The organism is Micromonospora sp. WMMD964 (assembly GCF_029581455.1).
Taxonomy (GTDB): domain Bacteria; phylum Actinomycetota; class Actinomycetes; order Mycobacteriales; family Micromonosporaceae; genus Micromonospora.
This window is the reverse complement of record NZ_CP120860.1, coordinates 4,950,260-4,970,919: the sequence shown is the minus strand read 5'-3', so window position 1 is coordinate 4,970,919 and position 20,660 is coordinate 4,950,260. Positions and strand designations below refer to the sequence as shown.

Here is a 20,660-nt window from a genome sequence, read left to right as displayed (position 1 = left end):
CCAGAGGCGGTGGAGTGTCCGACGGCCGGGCGAGGAGCAGCGGTGAGGGAGGCCGTCGGCCCGGTGCCGTAACGCCCTCGACGCCGACGAGTGACATTGCGGAAACACCGGGTGGATGGGTCGAGACATTAAGGTGTTTCGATCTGGGTGTCCATGTCTTCACCCCGATTCATCAAAAGTTGCCGATGCTCGTGCGAAAGTTCGCGGTAGTTGACACGGAATGCCCGGTGCGGCGGTCCCTACGTCCCACGGCCCCGACGTCGGGCCGTCGTCGTCCGCACGCCACCATGAGCGCGTGGACTCCGTACTCGCGCACTACCTCGACAACCTGGTCGCCGCCGCCCGGGACGTACTCGGGGCCGACCTGGTCGGCGCGTACGCCGCCGGCTCGGTGGGGCTGGGCGCCTACCAACCCGGCCGCAGCGACGTGGACGTGGCGCTGGTCAGCGCCGGGCCGCTCGCCGAGGCGGCCAAACGGGAGTTGGTGGCGCGGCTGCGGCACGAGGCGCTGCCCTGCCCGGCACGAGGACTGGAGCTGGTGGTCTACGACCGGGCGGTGGCCGCCTCAGGCACACCCGAGCCCGGCTTCGAGGTCGAACTCAACACGGGTGCCACCATGCCGTTCCGGCGCACACTCGACCCGGCCGACCGGCCGGCCGCCGACGGGCGCTTCTGGTACGGGCTGGACCGCAGCATCCTGCACCAGAGCGGTCTGCCGTTGCTCGGACCGCCGGCCAGTGAGGTCTTCGCCGACCTCACGGCGGCCGACCTGCGTCGGCTGCTCGTCGAGGCGTTGACCTGGTGGCTCGCCCTGCCGACACCACCGGACGACCAGCCCGCGCCCGGTACGGAGGACGCGGTGCTCGGCGCCTGCCGGTCACTGGTGCGGCACCGAGACGGCGTCTGGCTCGCCAAGGTCGCGGCCGGTCAGCGGTTGGTCGACACCGGTGACCGGACCGAGGTGATCCACCGCGCGGTCGCCGCCCGCCACGGCGGCCCGCCACCGACCGGCGCGCAGGCCCGCGCCTTCCAACAACGGGTACGCGACGAGATCGCCGGCCAGGAGGCCGTCGAGCCCTCGGTCAGCGGACCGGGCGGGACTGCAACGAGGCGAAGAGCAGGTTGAGACCCTCGGTCATGGTCGGGTGGGTGATGACCGCGTCGCGCAGAGCGGTCCACGGCATTCCGGCGAGCATGGCCAACTGCACCGACGTGATCACCTCTCCGGCCTCGGGGCCGAGCAGCGCCGCACCGAGGATCCGGTCGGTGCCCACGTCGACGACCGCCTTCCACATGCCCTGGGTCTGCCGCAGGGTGCGTGCCCGGGGGATCGCGGCGACCGGTAGGCGGGCCACCTGGACGTCGTACCCGGCGCGACGCGCCTCGGCCTCGGTGAGCCCGACCCGGGCCAGCTCCGGGGTGGTGAAGACGGTGTACGGGATGAGCCGGTCGGCGGTGCTGCGCTGTCCACCCGCGAGGTTCGCCCGGATGATCCGGTAGTCGTCCAGCGAGACGTGGGTGAACTGCGGGCTGCCGGCGACGTCTCCGGCCGCCCAGGTGCGCTCGGCGCTGGTGCGCAGGTGCTCGTCGACCTCCACGAAGCCCCGCTCGCTGAGGCGTACGCCGGCCACGTCCAGGTCGAGGGAGTCGGTGACCGGTTCCCGGCCGGCGGCCACCAGCACGTCGTCCCCGATCACCGCGCTGCCGTCGTCGAGCGTCACCCGCAGCGCGCCGTCGGCGTCCCGGTCGAGCCGGGAGACCGCGACACCCACCCGTACGTCGATGCCGTCGTCGACGAAGACCCGCATCACCGCGTCACTGATGTCGGGATCCTCGCGGGTGAGCAGCCGCGGCCCGCCCTCGACCAGCGTCACCGCGCTGCCGAACGACGCGAACATCTGCGCGAACTCCACCCCGACGGTGCCGCCGCCGAGCACCACCAACCGGGCCGGAACCCGGTCCAGGCGCAGCAGCGTGTCGCTGGTCAACACCCCGGCCTCGGCCATCCCGGGCACCGAGGGCAGGTGCGGACGCGTACCCGTGTTGATCACCACGTTCGCGCCGCGCAGCACCCGCTCGCCGCCGTCGGCGAGCGACACCCGCACCGTCCGTGGACCGACGAACCGGGCCTCGCCGATCACCAGATGCAGGCCGGAGTCGAGGAACTGCTGCCGGTTGGCGGCCACCATCCCCTCGACCACGTCCTGCTTGTGCGCCCGCAGCAGGTCGACGTCGACCTGGCCGCCCTGCACCACCAGGCCGAGCGCGCCCGCGTCGCGCAGCTGGCGGGCCGCCCGTGCGCTGGTCACCAGTGCCTTCGTCGGGATGCACGCCACGTTGATGCAGCTGCCACCGATCATGCCGCGCTCGACCATGGCGACCCGCTGCCCGGACCGAGCGACATCCATGCTCAACGTCTTGCCGGCCTTGCCGCCGCCCACGACGAGCAGGTCGAACTCCTCCGGTCGGTCGGTCACCGGCTGCTCCTCTCGGCGGGCGGGCAGGCTGGCGCACGCCGCTGGCTGGTACGCGACGGTCAGCCCAGCCTGACAGCTCCGACGTGCGTGGCGACCGGGTTCTCCGCAGAATCCGCCCTAGCCGCCACCCGTCCCTTGATCAAGTGATGAAAAGGAGGTCTTCCGGCCCTTTCCGAGCTACTTTTCATCACTTGATCACCGCTGGTCACCGGGGTGTCCGGGGGCGGATCCAACCGCTGCGCAGGTCAGTGGCGGGCGGAGCCGTTCTCGCTGACCGGCTGGCCGAAGGCGAGGAACGGTACGGGCGTCGGCGCGTCCGTGCCGATGTGCCGGGGGAAGGTCGGCTCGGGGCGTACCTCCTGGGTCGCCGGACGCTCGGCGGCCGGTTCGTCGGTCGAATCCGGCGCATCGACAGGGTCGCCGGTCCGCTCGGCGGGCTCGGCCGCGACCTCGTCGGGTGAGTGGTCCGCGACCTGGTGGACCGAGTACGCCGGTGCCTGGTCGGGGGACTGGTCGGCCGGAGCCGGGTCAGTGCCCGCGTCCTCGTCGGCGGGCCGCTCCGCGAGGACCGGTGGCACTCCGGTGCGGTCGACGGTGAGCCGCTCGACCCCCGCCCGCTCGGCAGTGGGCCGGTCGGTGTCGGAACGGGGACCAACCATCGGGTACTCGGCGGTCTCCGTCCCGCCGGCGGCCGCGGCCATGACCGCGGCGGCGGCGAGGTCGGCCACCCGCTTCGCCTCCCGTTGCACCCGGGCACGGACCTCCTTGGCGTGTCGCTCGGCGGAGTCCCCGGCCCGTCGGGCCTCCTCCAACCGGGCACTCTCGGCGGTGAGGTCCCGGCGGACCTCGCCGAGCCGCTGCTGCATCCGCGACAGCTCGTCCTCCAGCGTCTCGCCCTCCTGGCGGATCTCGGCGAGCTGCTGACGGGCGGTGTCCAGCTCGGCGTTCAGCTCGGTGGCCTCCTGCTGGCGCTCCTCGATCTCCTGCTGAAGCGCGGTGAGCTTCTCCTGGTGGATGGCCGCCTGCTCGTCGGCGCGGTTACGCAGCTCGGTCACGTGCTGCTGCGCCTCGGCCAGCAGGGCGGCGATCTGCTGCTCCGTCGCGCTGCTCTGCTCGGCGAGCTCCCGCTCGGCAGCGGCCTGCTGTTCGGCGATGTCCCGCTCGGCGGCGGCCCGCCGTTCGTTGACCTCCCGCTCCACGCTGGCCTGCCACTGGGCCATCTCCTGCTGGTTCTTCGCGCGGGCCGACTGGAGTTCCTGCTGGATCTGCGTACGGGCCGACTTCATCAGCGCGTCGGCGGCCACCCGGGTCTGGTTGAGCTGCTGCGCACTCTGTTCGGTGATCCGCTTCGCCTCGTGCTGGGCGCGTTCGTGTGCCGCCTCACCGTCGGCGCGCAACTGCTCCGCGTGCTCGCGGATCGCCGTCAGCTCGGCCTCGGCCAGGGCGCGCCGCTCCTCGTGCGCCTGCTCCTGCTCGGCGCGGCGGGTCGCCAACTCCTCGGTCAGATCCTGACGTGCCTGCGCGGCGCGTTCCCGGGTGTCGGCGAGGATCTGCTCCGCCTCGCTGCGCAGCTCGTTCGCGCGGTCGGTGGCCGACTCGGTGATCATGGTGGCCTGCTTGTCGGCGAGAGCCATGATCTCGGCGACCATCGGGCCCAGGTCGTGGATCGTCGCGCGGTCCACCTGCACCGGTTTCTCCTGAAGGTCGGCTAGTTCGGTCCGCAGGCGCTGCACCTCGGCGGTCAACTCACGGACCCGGACGGCGGAGCGCCCGTGCTCCCCACTGAGCATCGCGATCTGGCCGTCGAGCTGCTCCAGGTGTCGGTCCACCTGGCGTTTGTCGTAGCCGCGCAGGGCGAGCTCGAAGGTCGGCCGCGAGGCCGCATCGTCGCGTCCTGCGCGCGGCTCAGCGCCGATGGACATGCACCATCCTCCGTACGATTCGGGGGCGTCAGGGTCGGTGGTCGCCTGCCCCGTGGGCCGTCAGTGTGGCGCAACGCTACCGCCGAGCCGAGCTGATGCGAAGTCCCGCCCCACCACCTCTCACGTTGTCGCCCCGCAGCCCGCTCGCTCCTGCGTCGATCATGGACTTGTGGTGCCGGAAAGCTGGGGATTCACCACCTTTGCCACCCGGCACGACTCCATGATCGACGCAGGTCGCCCGCTAGCGGCGGCGAGCGAGGAGGACCGCGTCGTGGAGGATGACCTCGTTGCCGTCCGGGTCGGTGGCCGGGCGCGGGCGCGCCTCGGCCGTCAGCACCTCCCAGCGCGACCGGTCCAGGTCGGCTGCCACGTCCTCCGCCGTGTACATCATGTCCGGCATGTGCATCCGCCGGACCGTCGTCCACAGATCCGACGGGTGGTGCCCGACGATCAGCAGAACACCGCCGGGAGCCACCGCCGCCGCCAACCGGGCGAACAGCTCCTGCCGCTGCACCGGTGGCAGGTGCATGAACTGCGCGGACACCAGGTCGTACGCCTCCTCGGCCGGCGGCTTGTCGCGCAGGTCGGCGTGCGTGAACTCGATCCGGTCGCCGACGCCCACGGTGTCGGCGTTGGCGGCGGCCCGGGTCAGCGCGGTGGCGGAGATGTCCACCGCAGTGACCTGCCAGCCGCGCTCCGCCAGCCACACCGCGTCGGCGCCCTCCCCGCTGCCCACGTCCAGCGCACGCCCCGGCGGCAGGTCCGCGACCTCGGCGACCAACTGTGGGTTCGGTCGACCACTCCACACCGCCGGTCGGGACTGGTAGCGCTCCTCCCACGCCGGCTCCTCGAACGCGGTGGCCACCAACTCCCGGTACGCGGCGACCGCGACACGGGTGTCCTCGGCGATCAGATCCGCGTTGATCGCGGCTCCGGCGTTGAGACCGGCCGCGGCGGACGTGATCACCTGAGCGCGCAGGTCGGCCACGTTGCCCGCCACCCAGACGCCCGGGACGCTCGTCGCGCCGGTGGCGTCGGACGGGATCTGGGCACCGATCACGTGCTCGCCCATCGTCACCTCCTCCGGGGCCAGACCCAGCCCCACCAGCAGCCCGGCGCGAGGGGTCAGCCGCGTCGCCACCACAACGGCGTCGAGCGCCACCACCCGGCCGTCGGCGAGCCGTACGCCGGTCAACGCGTCGTCGGTCACCTTCACCTCGGCGACCGGACCCGGCACCACCGCGATGCCCCGGGCGGCGAGCCGCTCGGCGACCTCCGCGTCCGGTGCGGGGGAGTCGTGCAGCAGGAGCAGCACGTCGGGGCTCCACTGTCGCCACATCTCCGCCTGGTGCACGGCCAGCGGCCCGGTCGCCAGGACGCCGATGCGCCGGTCCCGGACCTCCCAACCGTGGCAGTACGGGCAGTGCAGCACGTCACGCCCCCACCGCTGCGCCAGGCCGGGCACGTCGGGCAGTTCGTCGGTCAGGCCGGTGGTCACCAGCAACCGCCGGGCCCGCACCGAATCCCCGCCGTCGAGGGTCAGCCGGAACCCGTCGTCGTCCCGGGTCGCGGCCTCCACCCGCCCGGTGCGGAACTGCCCGCCGTACCCGGCCACCTCGGCCCGCCCGGTCGCGAGCAACTCGCCCGGCGGCGTCCCCTCCCGGCCCAGGTAGTTGTGAATCCGGTCGGCGGGCGCGTTGCGCGGCTCACCGGAGTCGACCACCAGCACCGACCGTCGGGCCCGGCTCAGCGCCAGGGCACCGCTGAGCCCCGCGGCGCCGCCGCCCACCACCACCACGTCGTATGTCTCGTCCACTGGCCTCTCCTCTTGCTTGTCGTCTGGGACCACCATCCGTCGCCACCAGCCGGGTGGCAACTATCCTTGCCGTTATGGCAAAAGACGACGCCGTCGCGCTGGCCGGGGTCGGCCCCCGGCTGCGGGCCCTGCGCACCCGACGCGGGATCACGCTGACCCAGCTCGGCGACCTCACCGGCATCTCGGTGAGCACCCTGTCCCGGCTGGAATCCGGCAGCCGCCGGCCCACCCTGGAGCTGCTGCTCCCGCTGGCCCGCGCGTACCAGGTGGCGCTCGACGAGCTGGTCGACGCACCGGACACCGGAGACCCTCGGGTACGCCCCAAACCGATCGTCAGGCACGGCATCACGTACCTGCCGCTGACCCGCCGGCCGGGGGGTCTGCAGGCGTTCAAGCTGATCTTCCCGCCGGAGGCACCCAGCGGCGACCGGAGCCAGCAGACCCACGAGGGGTACGAGTGGCTCTACGTGCTCTCCGGCCGGCTGCGTCTGCTGCTCGGCGAGAACGACCTGATCCTGACATCCGGCGAGGTGGCGGAGTTCGACACCCGGGTCCCGCACCGCGTCCTCAACCCCGGCCCCGGCACCGCGGAGGCACTGATCCTCTTCGGGCCACAGGGGGAGCGGCTGCACGTCCGCGCCCGCCCCGCCGCGCCCGACGAGAATCTTTGATCAACTCAGGTTCACCGATGTCGGGGTATCCGGGCCACGTCGACACCCCGACTTCCACGATCTCGTGTCGATCAACGGAAGCCCTCACCGGGTGGCGGGACGGCACCATGTGAAAGAACGCGTGCCCGGCTCGCCGCCACCGGACTCGAACCGACTGGTGCGAGGATGGTCCGATGACCGATGCGGCATCCCGGCGTTGGCCCGACCGGATCGAGCACCGTGACATCGTCGTCAACGAGGTCCCGGGCTTCCGCCCGGTCACGTTGGACATCGTCGTGCCGGCCGACGCCACGGGGCCGGTCCCGGTCCTGGTCTGGATCCACGGCGGAGCATGGTTGTTCGGCTCGCCCAAGCACCCGGCGGCCTGGCTCATGGAGGTGGATCCGTTCACCGCCGCCATCCGGGCCGGGTTCGCCGTGGCCTCCGCGCAGTATCGGCTGAGCGGCGAGGCGCCTTTTCCCGCCCAACTCGACGACGTCAGGGCGGCGGTGCGGTGGTTGCGCCGACAGGGCGACACGGTGGGCGTGGACCGCGAGCGGATCGGAGTGTGGGGCGAGTCGGCCGGTGGGCACCTGGCCTCGATGGTCGCGCTGACCGGAGACGACCATGACCACAGCGGCGTCCGGGCGGCAGTCTGCTGGTACGCGCCGTCGAACCTGCTGACCATGCAGTCGCAGGCGCACCCGTCCGGCACGATCGACCATGACGCGGCCGACTCGCCCGAGTCTCTTCTGATCGGCGCCCCGTTGGCCGACAACCCGGAAGTGGGCCGGGCGGCCAGTCCGATCACCTACGTCACCGACCAGGCCCCACCCATGCTGCTGATCCATGGTGACCAGGACCTGGTCGTACCGGTAGGGCAGAGCGAGGAGCTCGCCGCGGCACTGACGGCGGCCGGTGCCGAGGTCGAGTTGTCGGTGGTGCGGGGGGCCGATCACTGCTTCGGCGGAGTGCCGCTGGAGCCGCTGGTCCGCGACACCCTGGCGTTCTTCATCCGAACCCTCGCCCCTCAGGCCGGGGTGCTGCCGCGTCACTAGGGTGACCCGGTAGCCGCATACGCGGACCTACGCCCTTCTTGTCCGGAGATCACCGGAGGCGGCTTCGAACCGTGCACACCGTAGCGCCGTGTTTATGATCGACGACCCCGACCGGGGCACGGCGGCTGCACCGTCAGGTTCGGCCCGGAGCAGGAGGTGAGGTGCGCGACGTGAGCAGCGAGGCGTACGCCTGCTGGGTGCGCGAGCCCGGTGCGGCCGAGATCCGTCCGGTGACGCTGCCCGCACCCGGGCCCGACGAGGTGCTGGTCCGAGCCCGCTACTCCGGCGTCAGCCGGGGCACCGAGACGCTCGTCTTCGCCGGCCGGGTGCCCCCCGACCAGTACGCCGCGATGCGCGCCCCCTTTCAGGACGGTGACTTCCCCGGCCCGGTGAAGTACGGCTACCTCAGCGTCGGTGTGGTCGAGCGGGGCCCTGCGGACCTGCTCGGGCGGACGGTGTTCTGCCTGCACCCGCACCAGAGCGCGTACGTCGTGCCGGCCACCGCCGTGGTGCCCGTGCCGGACGGGGTGCCTCCGGCCCGGGCGGTGCTCGCCGGCACCGTGGAGACCGCCGTCAACGCGCTGTGGGACGCCGCACCGCTGATCGGCGACCGCGTCACCGTCGTGGGCGCGGGCATGGTGGGCTGCTGTGTCGCCGCGCTGCTCGCCCGGTTCCCCGGCGTGCGGGTCGAGTTGGTCGACACCGACGCCCGGAGGGCCGGGGTGGCCGGCGCGCTCGGCGTCGAGTTCGCCCAACCGGCCGACGCGACCGGCGACCGGGACCTCGTCGTGCACGCCAGCGCCACCGGCGACGGACTGCAACTGTCGCTGGACCTGCTCGCGTCGGAGGGCACCGTCGTCGAGCTGAGCTGGTACGGCGACCGCCCGGTGCAGGTGTCGCTGGGTGGAGCGTTCCACTCCGGGCGGCTGACCGTGCGCAGCAGTCAGGTCGGCATGGTCGCGCCCGCCCGCCGGGGGCGGCGCAGCTACACCGACCGGCTGGCGCTCGCCCTGGACCTGCTCGACGACCCGGCCTTCGACGCCCTGATCACCGGCGCGTCCCGGTTCGCGGAGCTGCCCGACGTGCTTGCCCGACTGAGCAGCGGCGACCTGCCCGCGCTCTGCCACCTCATCACCTACGACGACGGGGAGTGACCGTGTTCAGCGTGACCGTTCGGGATCACATCATGATCGCCCACAGTTTCCGAGGCGAGGTGTTCGGTCCGGCGCAACGTCTGCACGGGGCGACGTTCGTCGTGGACGCGACGTTCCGGCGGCCCGACCTGGACGCCGACGGGATCGTGGTCGACATCGGCCTGGCCACCGAGCAGTTGCGGGCGGTGCTGGCCGACCTGACCTACCGCAACCTGGACGACGAGCCGGCCTTCGCCGGGGTGAACACCACCACCGAGGTGCTGGCCCGCACGATCGCGGACCGGCTGGCCGAGCGGGTGCACGCGGGCGACCTGGGCGCCGGGGCGCGGGACCTGACCGGCATCGCCGTCACCCTGCACGAGTCGCACATCGCCTGGGCCGGCTACGAGCGGTCGCTGTGATCGATGCCGGGCGGGCGGCGCCCGCCGACGGGTCGGACACGACCGGCCGCCCGGTTCACGTCGTCCTGCCCGGCGACATCGACGACCCGGCCACCCCGAGCGGTGGCAACACGTACGACCGGCGGATCTGTTCCGGGCTCGGCGAGCACGGCTGGTCGGTGCGCGAGCACCCGGTGCCCGGTGCGTGGCCGGACCCCGACCCGGTCGACCGGGCGAGGCTGGCCGCGGTCCTCGCCGCCCTGCCCGACGACGCCGTGGTGCTGCTCGACGGCCTGATCGCCTCGACCGTGCCCGACCTGCTCGCCCCGCACGCCCGGCGGCTGCGTCTGGTCGTCCTCGTCCACCTGCCGTTCGACGACGAGGCCGAGGCCCGCGCGCTGGCGACCGCGCGGGCCGTCGTGACCACCAGCGAGTGGACCCGCCGCCACCTGGTGGCCCGCCACCGAGCGCTCGCCGACCGGGTCCGGGCCGCGCCGCCCGGGGTGCGACCGGCGCCGCCGGCACCCGGCTCGGCCGCCGGCGGACGGTTGCTCTGCGTCGCGGCGGTCACCCACCACAAGGGGTACGACGTACTCGTCGACGCGTTGTCCACGATGGTCGGGCTGCCCTGGACGATGGTGTGCGCGGGCACCCTGGACCGGGAGCCGGATCTCGTGCGACGGCTGCGCGAGCGGCTCACCGGCGCGGGTCTCACCGAGCGGGTGCGATTCGCGGGTCCGCTGACCGGTGCGGCGCTGGACGCCGCGTACGCCGACGCCGACCTGCTGGTGCTCCCGTCCCGGGGCGAGACGTTCGGCATGGTCGTCACCGAGGCGCTGGCCCGTGGCCTGCCGGTGCTGACCACCGAGGTCGGTGGGCTCCCGGAGGCGCTCGGGTACGCGCCCGACGGGGACCGTCCGGGCCTGCTGGTCGCGCCGCACGACCCGGCCGCGCTGGCCGGGGCGCTGGTCCGTTGGCTGACCGACGACGCGTTGCGGGCCCGGTTGCGGCGGGCCGCCCTGGCCCGCCGCGACACCCTGACCGACTGGCCGGTGACGACCGCGCTGCTGGCCGCCGCGCTGAAGGAGGTGGCGGGATGACCGTCGAGGAGACCCTGTCGTTCGCCGACTGGCTACGCCTGCGCGAGCCGGCCGACGCGGCGGCGCGTGCCGAGGACCTGCTGGACGCCGTCCGCCCCGGGCTGGCCGGCGCGACCCCGACCGTCATCCATGACCTGGGAAGCGGCACCGGCTCGATGAGCCGTTGGGTGGCCGCGCGCCTACCCGGCCCGCAGCACTGGGTGCTGCACGACCGGGACGCGGATCTGCTGGCCCGGGTCGCCGAGGGCATGACCGGGGTGGTGGCGGCCGACGGCGCCCCGGTGACCGTCAGCACCCGCTGCGGTGACCTCACCCGGCTCGACGCCGCCGACCTGGCCGACGCCTCCCTGGTCACCGCGTCGGCGCTGCTGGACATGCTCACCGCCGAGGAGGTCGATCGGGTGGTGGCCGCCTGTCTCGGCCGCCCCACCCTCTTCGCCGTCTCGGTGACCGGGCGGGTCCGGCTCACCCCGGCCGACCCGCTGGACGAGGTGGTCGAGGCCGCGTTCAACGAGCACCAGCGGCGCTCCGTCGACGGTCGCCGACTGCTCGGGCCGGATGCGGTCGCCGCCACCGCCGCCGCGTTCGCCCGGCACGGTGTCGACGTACGGGAGCGGCCCAGCCCGTGGCGGCTCGGCCCGGAGCAGGCCGACCTCGCCGCCGAGTGGCTGCGGGGTTGGCTGGGCGCGGCGTGCGAGCAGCGCCCCGACCTGGCCGGTCCGGCGCGGGCGTACGCCCGTCGTCGGCTGGACGAGGCGGCGGCCGGACAGCTCACCGTGCTGGTCGAGCACAGTGACCTCCTCGCCGGTGGATGAACCGTTCACGCCCGGGGTACGTGGACTAGGGCAAGTGGACGATCTTCAAGGGGAGGGCCGACGCCGATGTTCTGGGCCTGGGCACGAGTGGTCGGTGGGGTGGGTCTGCTCGCCGTCCTGTTGTGGCAGGTGGGCAGCGGCCCGTTCCTCGCCGGGGTGCGGCTGATCGACGCGCCCGCGTTGGGCGCGGCGCTGGCCATCGGGGTGCTCACCACGGTCTGCGCGGCCTGGCGGTGGAGCCTGGTCGCCGGCGGCCTCGGCGTACGGCTGCCGTTGGCGACCGCGGTGGCGCACTGCTACCGGGCGGTGTTCCTCAACGCCACCCTGCCGGGCGGGATGCTCGGCGACGTGCACCGGGCGGTCCGCCACGGCCGTGACGCCGGTGACGTGAGCCGGGGCATCCGCGCGGTGGTCTGGGAACGTACCGCCGGGCAGGTGGTCCTGGTCGGCGTCGCGCTGGTGGTGCTCGCGGCCTTCCCGTCGCCGGTGCGGCCATACCTGCCGCTCGCCGCCGCGTTGCTTCTCGGAGGCGGGCTGGTCGCCGTGCTGGTGGCCCGGGCCGTGCCGAACGCCGGCCCCTCCCGCTGGGCGCGGGCGCTGCGCACCGCCGTCGCGGACGTACGCTCCGGCCTGCTGGCCCGGCGCACCTGGCTCGGCGTGCTGATCGCCTCCGCGGTGATGGTCGCCGGTCACCTGGCCACCTTCCTGGTGGCGGCACGGACCGCCGGGTCGGACGCCCCACTGTCGCGGCTGCTGCCGTTGACGCTGCTGGCCCTGCTCGCCATGGGCCTGCCGCTGAACGTCGCCGGCTTCGGGCCACGCGAGGGGGTGGCGGCGTGGGTGTTCGGCGCGGCCGGGCTCAGCGCGGCCGAGGGTGTCGCGACCGCCACTGTCTACGGGGCACTCGTGTTGGTCGCCAGCCTGCCCGGAGCCGCCGTGCTGCTCGCCCGGAAGACCCGGACCCCGGCCCCCGCCCGGGAAGCCGCCTCCGTCGGCGGGTGTTGAGTGGGTGGTGAGACGTACGCGTCGCCGTGTGTCGGTGACGCCGGACAGAGGAGTCCCATGCCCGAAGCATTGCCGGTCGCCACGATCCGTACGCAGGTCACGGTGCCGTTGACGTTCCCCAACGGCTACGCCACGACCGTCCGGGTGTTCACGTTCAAGGGCCTGGTGGACGGTCGGGAACACCTGGCCTTCGGCCTGGGCGACTGGGCGGGCGCACTGGACCGGCTCGCCGCCGGGGGAGACCCCCCGCTGGTCCGCCCGCACAGTGAGTGCCTGACCGGCGACGTGTTCGGCAGCCAACGCTGCGACTGTGGGCCGCAGTTGCACGAGGCGGTGCAGCGCATCGCGGAGACCGGCGGTTTCCTGCTCTACCTGCGGCAGGAGGGTCGGGGCATCGGCCTGTACGCCAAACTCGACGCGTACGCGTTGCAGGACGCCGGTCTCGACACCTACCAGGCCAACGTCGCGCTGGGGCGCGGTGAGGACGAGCGGGACTACACGGTCGCCGCGCAGATGCTGGCCACGCTGGGCGTGCCGCGGATCCGACTGCTCAGCAGCAATCCCGACAAGGCCGAGCAGTTGACGCTACTGGGCGTGGACGTCACCGAACGGGTGCCCACCAGCGTGTTCCTCTCTCCGGCCAATGCCGGCTACCTGGCCGCGAAGGCGGCCAAGGCGGCGGAGACCGAGGCGGCGGAAGCGCGGACGACTCGCACCGCCGACCGGCCCGTCTCCCGATGAGCGGCCGGTCGGAGTCCACGCGGCCGTACGTGCTGCTCAGTTGCGCCGCGTCGATCGACGGGTACATCGACGACGCCTCCGACCAACGGCTGTTGCTCTCCAACGAGGACGACCTGGACCGGGTCGACGCGGTCCGGGCCAGCTGCGACGCGATCCTGGTCGGCGCCGGCACGGTCCGCCGCGACGACCCTCGGCTGCTGGTGCGCTCGGCGGACCGGCGCGCCGAACGGGTGGCGGACGGCCGACCCGCGTCGCCCGCCAAGGTCACGGTGACCGCCCAGGGTGACCTGGACCCGACCGCCCGCTTCTTCACCGCCGGTGAGTCGGCCCGACTCGTCTACTGCGCCACGGGCGCGTTGGAGAAGGCCCGGGAGCGCCTCGGCCGCCTGGCCACCGTGATCGACGCGGGAGACCCGGTCGACCCCGGGTGGATGCTGACCGACCTGGCCGCACGGGGCGTACGGCGGCTGATGGTGGAGGGCGGCGGGACGGTGCACGCCCAGTTCCTCGCCGCCGGTCTCGCCGACGAACTGCACCTGGTGGTCGCCCCGTTCTTCGTCGGCGACGGGCGGGCGCCCCGGTTCGTCGGCGACGGTCGCTTCCCCTGGCACCCCGGCCGTCGTGCCCGGCTCGCCGAAGCCCGTCAGATCGGCGACGTGGTCCTGCTCCGCTACGCCCTCTCCGACCGCTGCCCCGCCGCCTGATCGTTCGCGCTGGGTCGCGCCGGCTCTCGTAGCGGTATTCGCCGCGACCGTGATGCCACAGCGGCATCCTGATGCCACACCGGCATCACGCTCGGCGCGATTATCCTGTCGACGGCGACGCCGGTGTCCGGCAGGATTCCCGGATGTCCGTACCGTCCCTTGCCCTCCTGCGCTGGCAGTTCGACCTGACCTGGTCGCTGCTCGAATACCACCTCGATGTCGCATGGCCGGGCGTGGGGGAGCCGACCGTCGTGTGGCTGCGGGGGACGCGTACCGAGTGGTCGGGTGTTCTCGACAGTCTCACCGAGGCAGACCTCGACAGCGTCGCCACGTTCCCATGGCAGAACGACACCGACCACACTGTCATGCACACGATCGGCTGGGTCAACGCCGAGTTGATGAAGAACGTCGCGGAGATCGGCCAGCTCCGGCTGATGCGCGCTGCACAGCCCATCTCTGATCACCAGATGCCCCGGAGGCTCTGATGGGCGCGGGTGGCTTTTCGTCGCGTGATGGTGTTCGGGTCGTTCGCTCCCGGGGCGGGTGCGGTCATGACCGATATACCTCAGAGGTATGTATATGACTCTGAGGTATATCGCTGCTCGGTAGGTCGACCTGGCCGGCCGGCCGAACGCACGCTGGATACGGATTGCCGCAGCGGCCGTCACGGCGGTGCCGCGCCGTTCATCGGCCGGGTGGTCGTACCGACAGGTCGTGGTGGAAGACGTCGCGGGGGTCCCAGCGGGCCTTGACCTGTTGCAACCGTGGGGTAGTTGGCGCCGTGGTAGAGGTCCGGCCAGGGGCGGGCGGCGTTCAGCAGCGCAGGATACGACCCCGCCGGGGCGTTCCGCGCCTACCTGGCGTTCAGCGGCTACACCCAGGGAATGGCCCTGCTCATCCCACGAGGCCCCGACGACACCACCTACCCGGCCTGGGTGTCGGCGACCCGCAGCCGGCTGGAGCGGACGGGCCGCACCCGGACCCGGCAGTGGCTCGCCGCAGCCGGGCGGACCAGCTCCGACACCGACCTCGAAACCTGGTTCCGGTTCGGTCTGCGCGCGCTGCTCGACGGCCTGCTGACGAATCGCGCTCGATATGGTGGCGGGCGTGCCCGAACTGGTGAGGATCACCGAACACAACGTGGAAGCCGCGTGCCGGCTGAACGTGCGACCCGACCAGGAGAGGTACGTGTCGCCGGTCGCCTGGTCGCTCGCCGAGGCGTACGCGCAGCCGGAGATCGCCTGGCCACGTCTGATCGTCGAGGGTGACGAGATCGTCGGCTTCCTGATGGGCTTCTTCGACATCGAATGGGACCGACCGGACGACAAACGCTCGGGCCTCTGGCGGCTCAACATCGCCGCCGGGCAGCAGGGCCGGGGCTACGGCCGCTACGCGGTGGACGCCGTCCGTGCGGAGGCCCGCCGACGAGGGCACGACCGGGTCTACACGACCTGGGAGTCGGGGGAGGACGGCCCGGAGGGGTTCTACCTCAAGCTCGGGTTCCGCCCGACCGGGGAGACCAGCGGAGGTCAGGTCGTTGCCGCCCGGTCCGCCCACTGAGCGGCGGTCACCGCTGACGTCGGCGGCCGAGGAGCCGGCCCGTACGATGCTCCGGTGAATCTTCGGGGTACGGTCCGCGCCGATCGTCCGTTGGTGGTGCTCGCTGTCGGTGAGGAGGCCCGCTACCTGCCGCCCGACCTGCCGGTCCTGCTCACCGGCATGGGCAAGGTGAACGCCGCCAGTGCCGTGGCCGCGGTGCTGGCCGCCGGGCCGCGCCCCTCCCTGCTGCTCAACCTGGGCACGGCGGGGGCGTTGCGGCCCGGATGGGTCGGCATCCACGAGGTGGCCACCGTGCTCCAGCACGACCTGGACACCGAGTTGCTGCGGTCGCTCACCGGCGAGACCTACGGGGCGCCGCTGTCGCTGGCCACCGAGGGTGCGGTGCTGGCCACCGGTGACACGTTCGTGGACGACGACGCGGCGCGGGACCGGTTGGCGCAGCGCGCCGACCTGGTCGACATGGAGGGGTACGCGGTGGCGTGGGCCGCCGCGCAGGCCGGTGTGCCGTGTCGACTGGTCAAGCAGGTCAGCGACGAGGCGGGGGAGGGCGCGGCCCGGACCTGGCGGGAGTCGGTGGACGCGTGCGCCCGCGACCTCGCCGAGTGGGCCGGTCGACACCTCGGCTGAGGCTCAATCCCCGGGCCGCCGCACCCGTACGCACGGGGTGGTCTCCCGGACCGCCCCGGGGATCAGCACGTGCCCCGCCAGCCCCAGCGCGACGGCCACGACGACCAGCACCGGCGGCCAGCCACCGGCCCAGGGCAGCAGCAGCAGCGGCACGATCAGACAGGCCACCCGCCACCAGGGCACGCTCGTGGACACCAGCAGGGTGAACAACGCGCGGCCGACCACGAACAGCGCCGGGCCGCCCACGAGCAGCACGAGCCACCGGACCGGCGTCGTCCCGGTCGGCCGGGAGACGACCAGGTCGAACGAGGCCGCCGTGGCGACCACACCGGCCAACATCACCAGATGGGTGTACGGGGCCACCCGGGCCGGTCGCCCGCCCCGGGCCCCGGCCTTCAGCAACTCGCCGGCCCGGAAGACGTACACCTGCCAGAGCAGCAGCATGACGGCGAACGCGCAGAACAGCGAGACGACCCGGACGCCGTCGAGATCGGTACGGCTGACCCGCATGGTGGGCACCAGGATGATGTCGCCGAGGGCCAGGATGACGAACTGCTGGTACCGCTCGCCCAGGTGCCCGGTCGTGTGTTCGTACTGGTCGATGGGCACCCGACCCAGCCAGGGCGTCGGATAGCGGGCCGCCGCGGACAGCAGGTCGATCAGGATGGCGATGGTCCAGAGCGTCCAGTTCACGTAGCCGTCCGCCGCGCCGGTGATCCAGAGGACGCCGGACGTGACGAACCAGAACAGGAACCGGCTGGCCCGGATGGTGGCCGCCCGGTGGCGCTGCCGGTACAGCGACGTGATCAGGATGACGCCGCGGAGCACGTGCGTGCCGACGTACGAGACCGCGAAGATCAACGCGTGCCCCTCGGTGACCATGGGCAGTGACGCCGCCATCCCCACCGACCCGACCATGGCGATCATCAGGATGACCTGGATCGGGCGTTGCTGCGGATCGTAGAACTCGGTGGTGGTGGAGGTGACCGACCAGGTCCACCAGATGGCCGTCAGCATCAGCAGCACTTTCGCGCCGCCGGACCAGGACAGGTTCTCGGTGAGCAGCGTCGAGGTCAGTGCGAGGGCGGCCACGAAGACCACGTCGAAGAGCAACTCCAGCAGCGTGGCCCGGGTCGACCCGTCCGGCCGGCGTACCAGCGCCGCGGTTCCTGCGGTGGTCATGCCCGGCCTCCCGCCGCCGTCTCCGAGGATTATCGGCGGCGGTGACGCGGGCCGTCCCCGGATCGGGGCGATTCCCGCCGCTCGGGTAAGAGGGCGGTCGGACACGTCGGCTGACTGGGGAGGTCAGTCGCCGGGTTGCCGCCACCGCAGGCCCGGCGTGGTCTCCCGGGCCGCCCCGGGAAACAGGATGTGACCGGCCAACCCGAGCGCCACGATCGTGGCCACCAGCACCGGCGGCCAGCCGCCGGCCCACGGCAGCACCAGCAGCGGCAGGAGCTGCCAGGCGATTCGCCGCCACGCTACGACCGACGACACCGCCAGGGTGAAGAGGGCGCGGCCGACCACGAACAGCGTCGGGCCGGTGATGATCAGCACGAGCCACGGCACCGGCGTCGTTCCGGTCGGCCTGGTGACGACCAGGTCGAAGGTGGCGGCAGTGCCGGCGACGCCGGCCAGCATGACCAGGTGGGTGAACGGGGCCAGTCGCGTCGCCCGGCTCCCCTGGGATTCGGCCTCCACCAACAGTTCGCCGGCGCGGAAGACGTAGATCTGCCAGAGCAGCAGCATGGTGGCGAAGGCGCAGAGCAGGGAGCCGAGCCGGAGGTGGTCGAGATGGCCCCGGCTGACCTGCAGCGTCGGCAACAGGATGATGTCGCCGAGGGCCAGGATGATGAACTGTTGGTACCGCTCGCCCAGGTGTTCCGTGGTCCGCCCGTACTGGACGAGCGGCACCCGACCCAGCCGGGGCGTGGGGTAGCGGGCTGCCCCGGCGACCAGGTCGATCGTTATGGCGATCGTCCAGAGCCCCCAGTTCGGGGTCTCCGACAACGCGCCGATGACCCAGAAGACGCCGGACACCGTGAACCAGAAGAGGAACCGGGTGGCCCGCTCCCTGGCTGTCCGGTGTCCCTGCCGGTGCAGGGCGGCGACCAGAATGACGCAGCGGATCACGTGCGTACCGACGTAGGAGGTCACGAAGAGCAGTTGGTGCCCGATGGTGACCATCGGCAGTGACGCCGCCATCCCCACCGACCCGACCATGGCGATCATCAGGATGACCTGGATCGGGCGTTGCTGCGGATCGTAGAACTCGGTCGTGGTCGTGGTGACCGACCAGGTCCACCAGACGGCGGTCAGCATCAGCAACAGCTTGGCGCCGCCGGTCCAGGAGAGCTCTTCGGACAACAGTTTGGAGGTCAGTGCGAGGGCGGCCACGAAGACCACGTCGAAGAGCAACTCCAGCAGTGTCGCCCGGGTCGACCCGTCCAGTCGGCGTACCAGCGCCGCATTCCCTTTGGTGGTCATGCCTGGCCTCCCGCCGTGTCTTCCGAGGAATTATCGGTGGGTCCGACGCGGGCCGTCCCCGGATCGGCGATTCCCGCGGGTCGGGGAAGACGGCAGCCGGAGGTTGCCACGGCGTCGGACGCCGGACGATGCTTGACCGCATCCATCAATCCCGATCTATTCGGAGGTTCGGATGCGCCGCTCCCCGCTCGCCGCCCTCGTCCTGAGCGTTCTCCTGCTCGTCGCGCCCGGCGCGGCGCAGGCCGCCGTGCCCGACCGGGCCACCCCCGCCGACCCGGCGGCCGTGCTGGCCCAGGTGCGCACCGTGGGCACCTCCTGGGGGTTCGACCCGGCCAGCGGCCGGATGACCATCACCGTTGACGACACAGTGGCCCCCGCCGAGCTGACGGCGCTCCGGGCCGCGGCCGACCGGGCCGGCGCGGTGCTGCGCCGCGAGCCGGGAACGCTGCGCCCCCTGATCGCGGCCGGGCAGGGCATCTACGGCGGCGGGGCGCGCTGCTCGCTCGGCGCGAACGTGCGCAGCGGCAGCACCTACTACGTGGTGACCGCCGGGCACTGCACCGCTGCCGCCGCCACCTGGTACGCCGACAGCGCCCAGACCACGGTGCTCGGCGCGCGCACCGCCACCAGCTACCCGACCAACGACTACGGCCTGATCCGCTACACCGGTCGGATCGCCCACCCGAGCGCCGTCTACACCTATCCCGGCCTGCTGACCGTCTACGGTTCCGGCAACGCGTACATCGGGCAGGCGGTGTGTCGCAGCGGTGTCACCACCGGGGTGCGCTGCGGCACCGTCACCGGGCTCAACCAGACGGTCAACTACGCCACCGGCGTGATCTACGGCCTGATCCGCACCAACATCTGCGCCGAGCCGGGCGACAGCGGCGGACCGCTCTACGTGGCGTCCACCGGCACGATCCTCGGCATCCTCTCCGGCGGCAGCGGCAACTGCACCGCCGGCGGCACGACCTTCTACCAGCCGATCTCCGAGGTGCTGGCCGCGTACGGGCTGACGTTGCCCTGACCGGTGACGCGACGGGTTGCCCGTCTCGGGCGCGACACCTAGGCTCGGCGACGCCCAGGACCCCGCCGCGAGGACGTGTGCCCGATGCCGACCGACCACCGACAGGTTCGCTCGACCACCCCGGCCGGCCGTACGCCGGTCGAGGTCGCCGCGGTGGGGGAGACGATGGTGGTGCTCTGCCCCGCGCCCGGTGAGCCGTTGGAGCACGCCGAACGGGTCGCCGTCTCGGTGGGCGGCGCGGAGTCCAACGTGGCCGGTTACCTGGCCCGGCTGGGGCACCGGGTGGCCTGGGTGAGCCGCGTCGGCGACGACCCCTTCGGCCGGGCGGTGGTCCGGCACGTCGCCGCCGCCGGCGTCCGGGTGGACCAGGTGGTCGTGGACCCCGCCGCCCCCACCGGCATGTACCTGAAGGACCCGGGCCCGGAGGGGACCGCGGTGCACTACTACCGGGCCGGGTCGGCGGCCTCCCGGATGGACCCGGGCACGCTGGCCGACCCGGGGCTGGCCGGTGCCCGTGTGCTGCACCTGTCCGGGATCACCCCGGCGCTCTCCGCCTCCTGCCGGGCGCTCGTCGAGCACGCGGTGACCGCCCGCCCGCTGACGGGCGCACTGGTCAGCTTCGACGTGAACCACCGAGCCCGGCTGTGGTCCGCCGAGCAGGCCGCACCGGTGCTGCGTGACCTCGCCGACCAGTGCGACCTGGTCTTCGTCGGTCAGGACGAGGCGCAGACGCTGTGGGGCACCGCGGACCCGACGGCCGTACGCCGGTTGTTGCCCACCCCGGAGACGGTGGTGGTCAAGGACGGCGCGGTGGGCGCCACCGCGTTGCGCCGCGACGCCGAGCCGGTCTTCGTACCCGCGCCCCGGGTGACCGTGGTCGAGCCGGTCGGTGCGGGAGACGCGTTCGCCGCCGGCTACCTGGCCGGGTTGCTGCGCGACCTCGACCCCGTGCGGCGGTTGCGCCTCGGCCACCTGATGGCGGCGCAGGCGTTGACCAGCAGCGGCGACAACGCCCCGATCCCGCCGTGGGCCTGGTTCGAGGATCTGCTCGCCGCCCCCGTCGAGGCGTGGTCGCCGCTCGACCTGACCGGCGCGCCGACGCCGGTCTGAGTCGTCGGGTTCCGGCCGGACCACCAG

20 protein-coding genes are annotated in these 20,660 nt (G+C 72.7%); 15 read left to right on the top strand and 5 right to left on the bottom strand.

Annotation, left to right across the window (positions count from 1 at the left end; genetic code table 11):
* Positions 1–295 precede the first annotated feature (295 nt).
* Complete coding sequence (locus O7616_RS22830) at positions 296–1,126, top strand: nucleotidyltransferase domain-containing protein (RefSeq protein WP_282303855.1); 831 nt, start codon at positions 296–298, stop codon at positions 1,124–1,126.
* Here the strand turns inward: O7616_RS22830 and O7616_RS22825 are convergent.
* From O7616_RS22825 to O7616_RS22815, 3 genes are all read right to left on the bottom strand, one after another.
* A complete protein-coding gene (locus O7616_RS22825; RefSeq protein WP_282303854.1) occupies positions 1,083–2,477 on the bottom strand; it encodes an FAD-dependent oxidoreductase in 1,395 nt (464 codons plus the stop codon). The two genes, O7616_RS22830 and O7616_RS22825, sit on opposite strands and share 44 nt — an antisense overlap.
* A gap of 245 nt (positions 2,478–2,722) precedes the next feature.
* Positions 2,723–4,399, bottom strand: a complete 1,677-nt coding sequence (locus tag O7616_RS22820) for a hypothetical protein (RefSeq protein WP_282303853.1) — start codon at positions 4,397–4,399, stop codon at positions 2,723–2,725.
* Positions 4,400–4,640: 241 nt separating this feature from the next.
* Entirely contained in the window at positions 4,641–6,215 is a 1,575-nt protein-coding gene (locus O7616_RS22815; protein ID WP_282303852.1) for an FAD-dependent oxidoreductase, read from the bottom strand.
* A gap of 74 nt (positions 6,216–6,289) precedes the next feature.
* On the opposite strand from O7616_RS22815, the gene O7616_RS22810 reads away from it, so the two are divergent.
* The 12 genes from O7616_RS22810 (at position 6,290) to O7616_RS22755 (ending at position 16,009) form a co-directional block, all read left to right on the top strand.
* A complete protein-coding gene (locus O7616_RS22810; RefSeq protein ID WP_282303851.1) occupies positions 6,290–6,886 on the top strand; it encodes an XRE family transcriptional regulator in 597 nt (198 codons plus the stop codon).
* A 173-nt stretch (positions 6,887–7,059) separates the two neighbouring features.
* The gene (locus O7616_RS22805; RefSeq protein WP_282303850.1) at positions 7,060–7,923 is read left to right on the top strand and encodes an alpha/beta hydrolase; all 864 of its coding nucleotides are present in this window, start codon (positions 7,060–7,062) and stop codon (positions 7,921–7,923) included.
* Positions 7,924–8,093: 170 nt separating this feature from the next.
* Positions 8,094–9,077, top strand: a complete 984-nt coding sequence (locus tag O7616_RS22800) for an NAD(P)-binding protein (protein WP_282307702.1) — start codon at positions 8,094–8,096, stop codon at positions 9,075–9,077.
* Positions 9,078–9,079: 2 nt separating this feature from the next.
* On the top strand, positions 9,080–9,478 hold the full coding sequence (locus tag O7616_RS22795; protein ID WP_282259053.1) for a 6-carboxytetrahydropterin synthase: 399 nt from the start codon (positions 9,080–9,082) through the stop codon (positions 9,476–9,478).
* Entirely contained in the window at positions 9,478–10,557 is a 1,080-nt protein-coding gene (locus tag O7616_RS22790; protein WP_282307701.1) for a glycosyltransferase family 4 protein, read from the top strand. The genes O7616_RS22795 and O7616_RS22790 overlap by 1 nt, the downstream gene beginning before the upstream one ends.
* Positions 10,554–11,372 carry a class I SAM-dependent methyltransferase gene (locus tag O7616_RS22785; protein WP_282303849.1) on the top strand — a complete coding sequence of 273 codons (819 nt, stop codon included), beginning with the start codon at positions 10,554–10,556 and terminating at the stop codon, positions 11,370–11,372. Before O7616_RS22790 ends, O7616_RS22785 begins: the two co-directional genes overlap by 4 nt.
* Positions 11,373–11,438: 66 nt before the next feature.
* Positions 11,439–12,377: a lysylphosphatidylglycerol synthase transmembrane domain-containing protein gene (locus tag O7616_RS22780; RefSeq protein ID WP_282303848.1), complete on the top strand. Its 939-nt coding sequence runs from the start codon at positions 11,439–11,441 to the stop codon at positions 12,375–12,377.
* A gap of 57 nt (positions 12,378–12,434) precedes the next feature.
* A complete protein-coding gene (gene ribA / locus O7616_RS22775; RefSeq protein WP_282303847.1) occupies positions 12,435–13,118 on the top strand; it encodes a GTP cyclohydrolase II in 684 nt (227 codons plus the stop codon).
* Positions 13,115–13,822 (top strand): dihydrofolate reductase family protein, encoded by a 708-nt coding sequence (locus O7616_RS22770; RefSeq protein ID WP_282303846.1) that lies wholly within the window; start codon positions 13,115–13,117, stop codon positions 13,820–13,822. Before ribA ends, O7616_RS22770 begins: the two co-directional genes overlap by 4 nt.
* A gap of 143 nt (positions 13,823–13,965) precedes the next feature.
* The gene (locus O7616_RS22765) at positions 13,966–14,307 is read left to right on the top strand and encodes a DinB family protein (RefSeq protein ID WP_282303845.1); all 342 of its coding nucleotides are present in this window, start codon (positions 13,966–13,968) and stop codon (positions 14,305–14,307) included.
* Positions 14,308–14,929: 622 nt separating this feature from the next.
* A complete protein-coding gene (locus O7616_RS22760) occupies positions 14,930–15,382 on the top strand; it encodes a GNAT family N-acetyltransferase (protein WP_282303844.1) in 453 nt (150 codons plus the stop codon).
* A gap of 54 nt (positions 15,383–15,436) precedes the next feature.
* Entirely contained in the window at positions 15,437–16,009 is a 573-nt protein-coding gene (locus O7616_RS22755) for a nucleosidase (protein WP_282303843.1), read from the top strand.
* 3 nt (positions 16,010–16,012) lie between these two features.
* Here the strand turns inward: O7616_RS22755 and O7616_RS22750 are convergent, their stop codons facing one another.
* Positions 16,013–17,191 carry a low temperature requirement protein A gene (locus O7616_RS22750; RefSeq protein WP_282303842.1) on the bottom strand — a complete coding sequence of 393 codons (1,179 nt, stop codon included), beginning with the start codon at positions 17,189–17,191 and terminating at the stop codon, positions 16,013–16,015.
* A gap of 123 nt (positions 17,192–17,314) precedes the next feature.
* Positions 17,315–18,496, bottom strand: a complete 1,182-nt coding sequence (locus tag O7616_RS22745; RefSeq protein ID WP_282303841.1) for a low temperature requirement protein A — start codon at positions 18,494–18,496, stop codon at positions 17,315–17,317.
* Between the two features lie 172 nt (positions 18,497–18,668).
* Here O7616_RS22745 and O7616_RS22740 point away from each other — a divergent pair, with 172 nt between their 5' ends.
* Both O7616_RS22740 and O7616_RS22735 read left to right on the top strand, forming a co-directional pair.
* A complete protein-coding gene (locus O7616_RS22740) occupies positions 18,669–19,523 on the top strand; it encodes a S1 family peptidase (RefSeq protein WP_282303840.1) in 855 nt (284 codons plus the stop codon).
* A gap of 84 nt (positions 19,524–19,607) precedes the next feature.
* A complete protein-coding gene (locus O7616_RS22735) occupies positions 19,608–20,633 on the top strand; it encodes a sugar kinase (RefSeq protein WP_282303839.1) in 1,026 nt (341 codons plus the stop codon).
* The last annotated feature ends 27 nt before the right edge of the window (positions 20,634–20,660 follow it).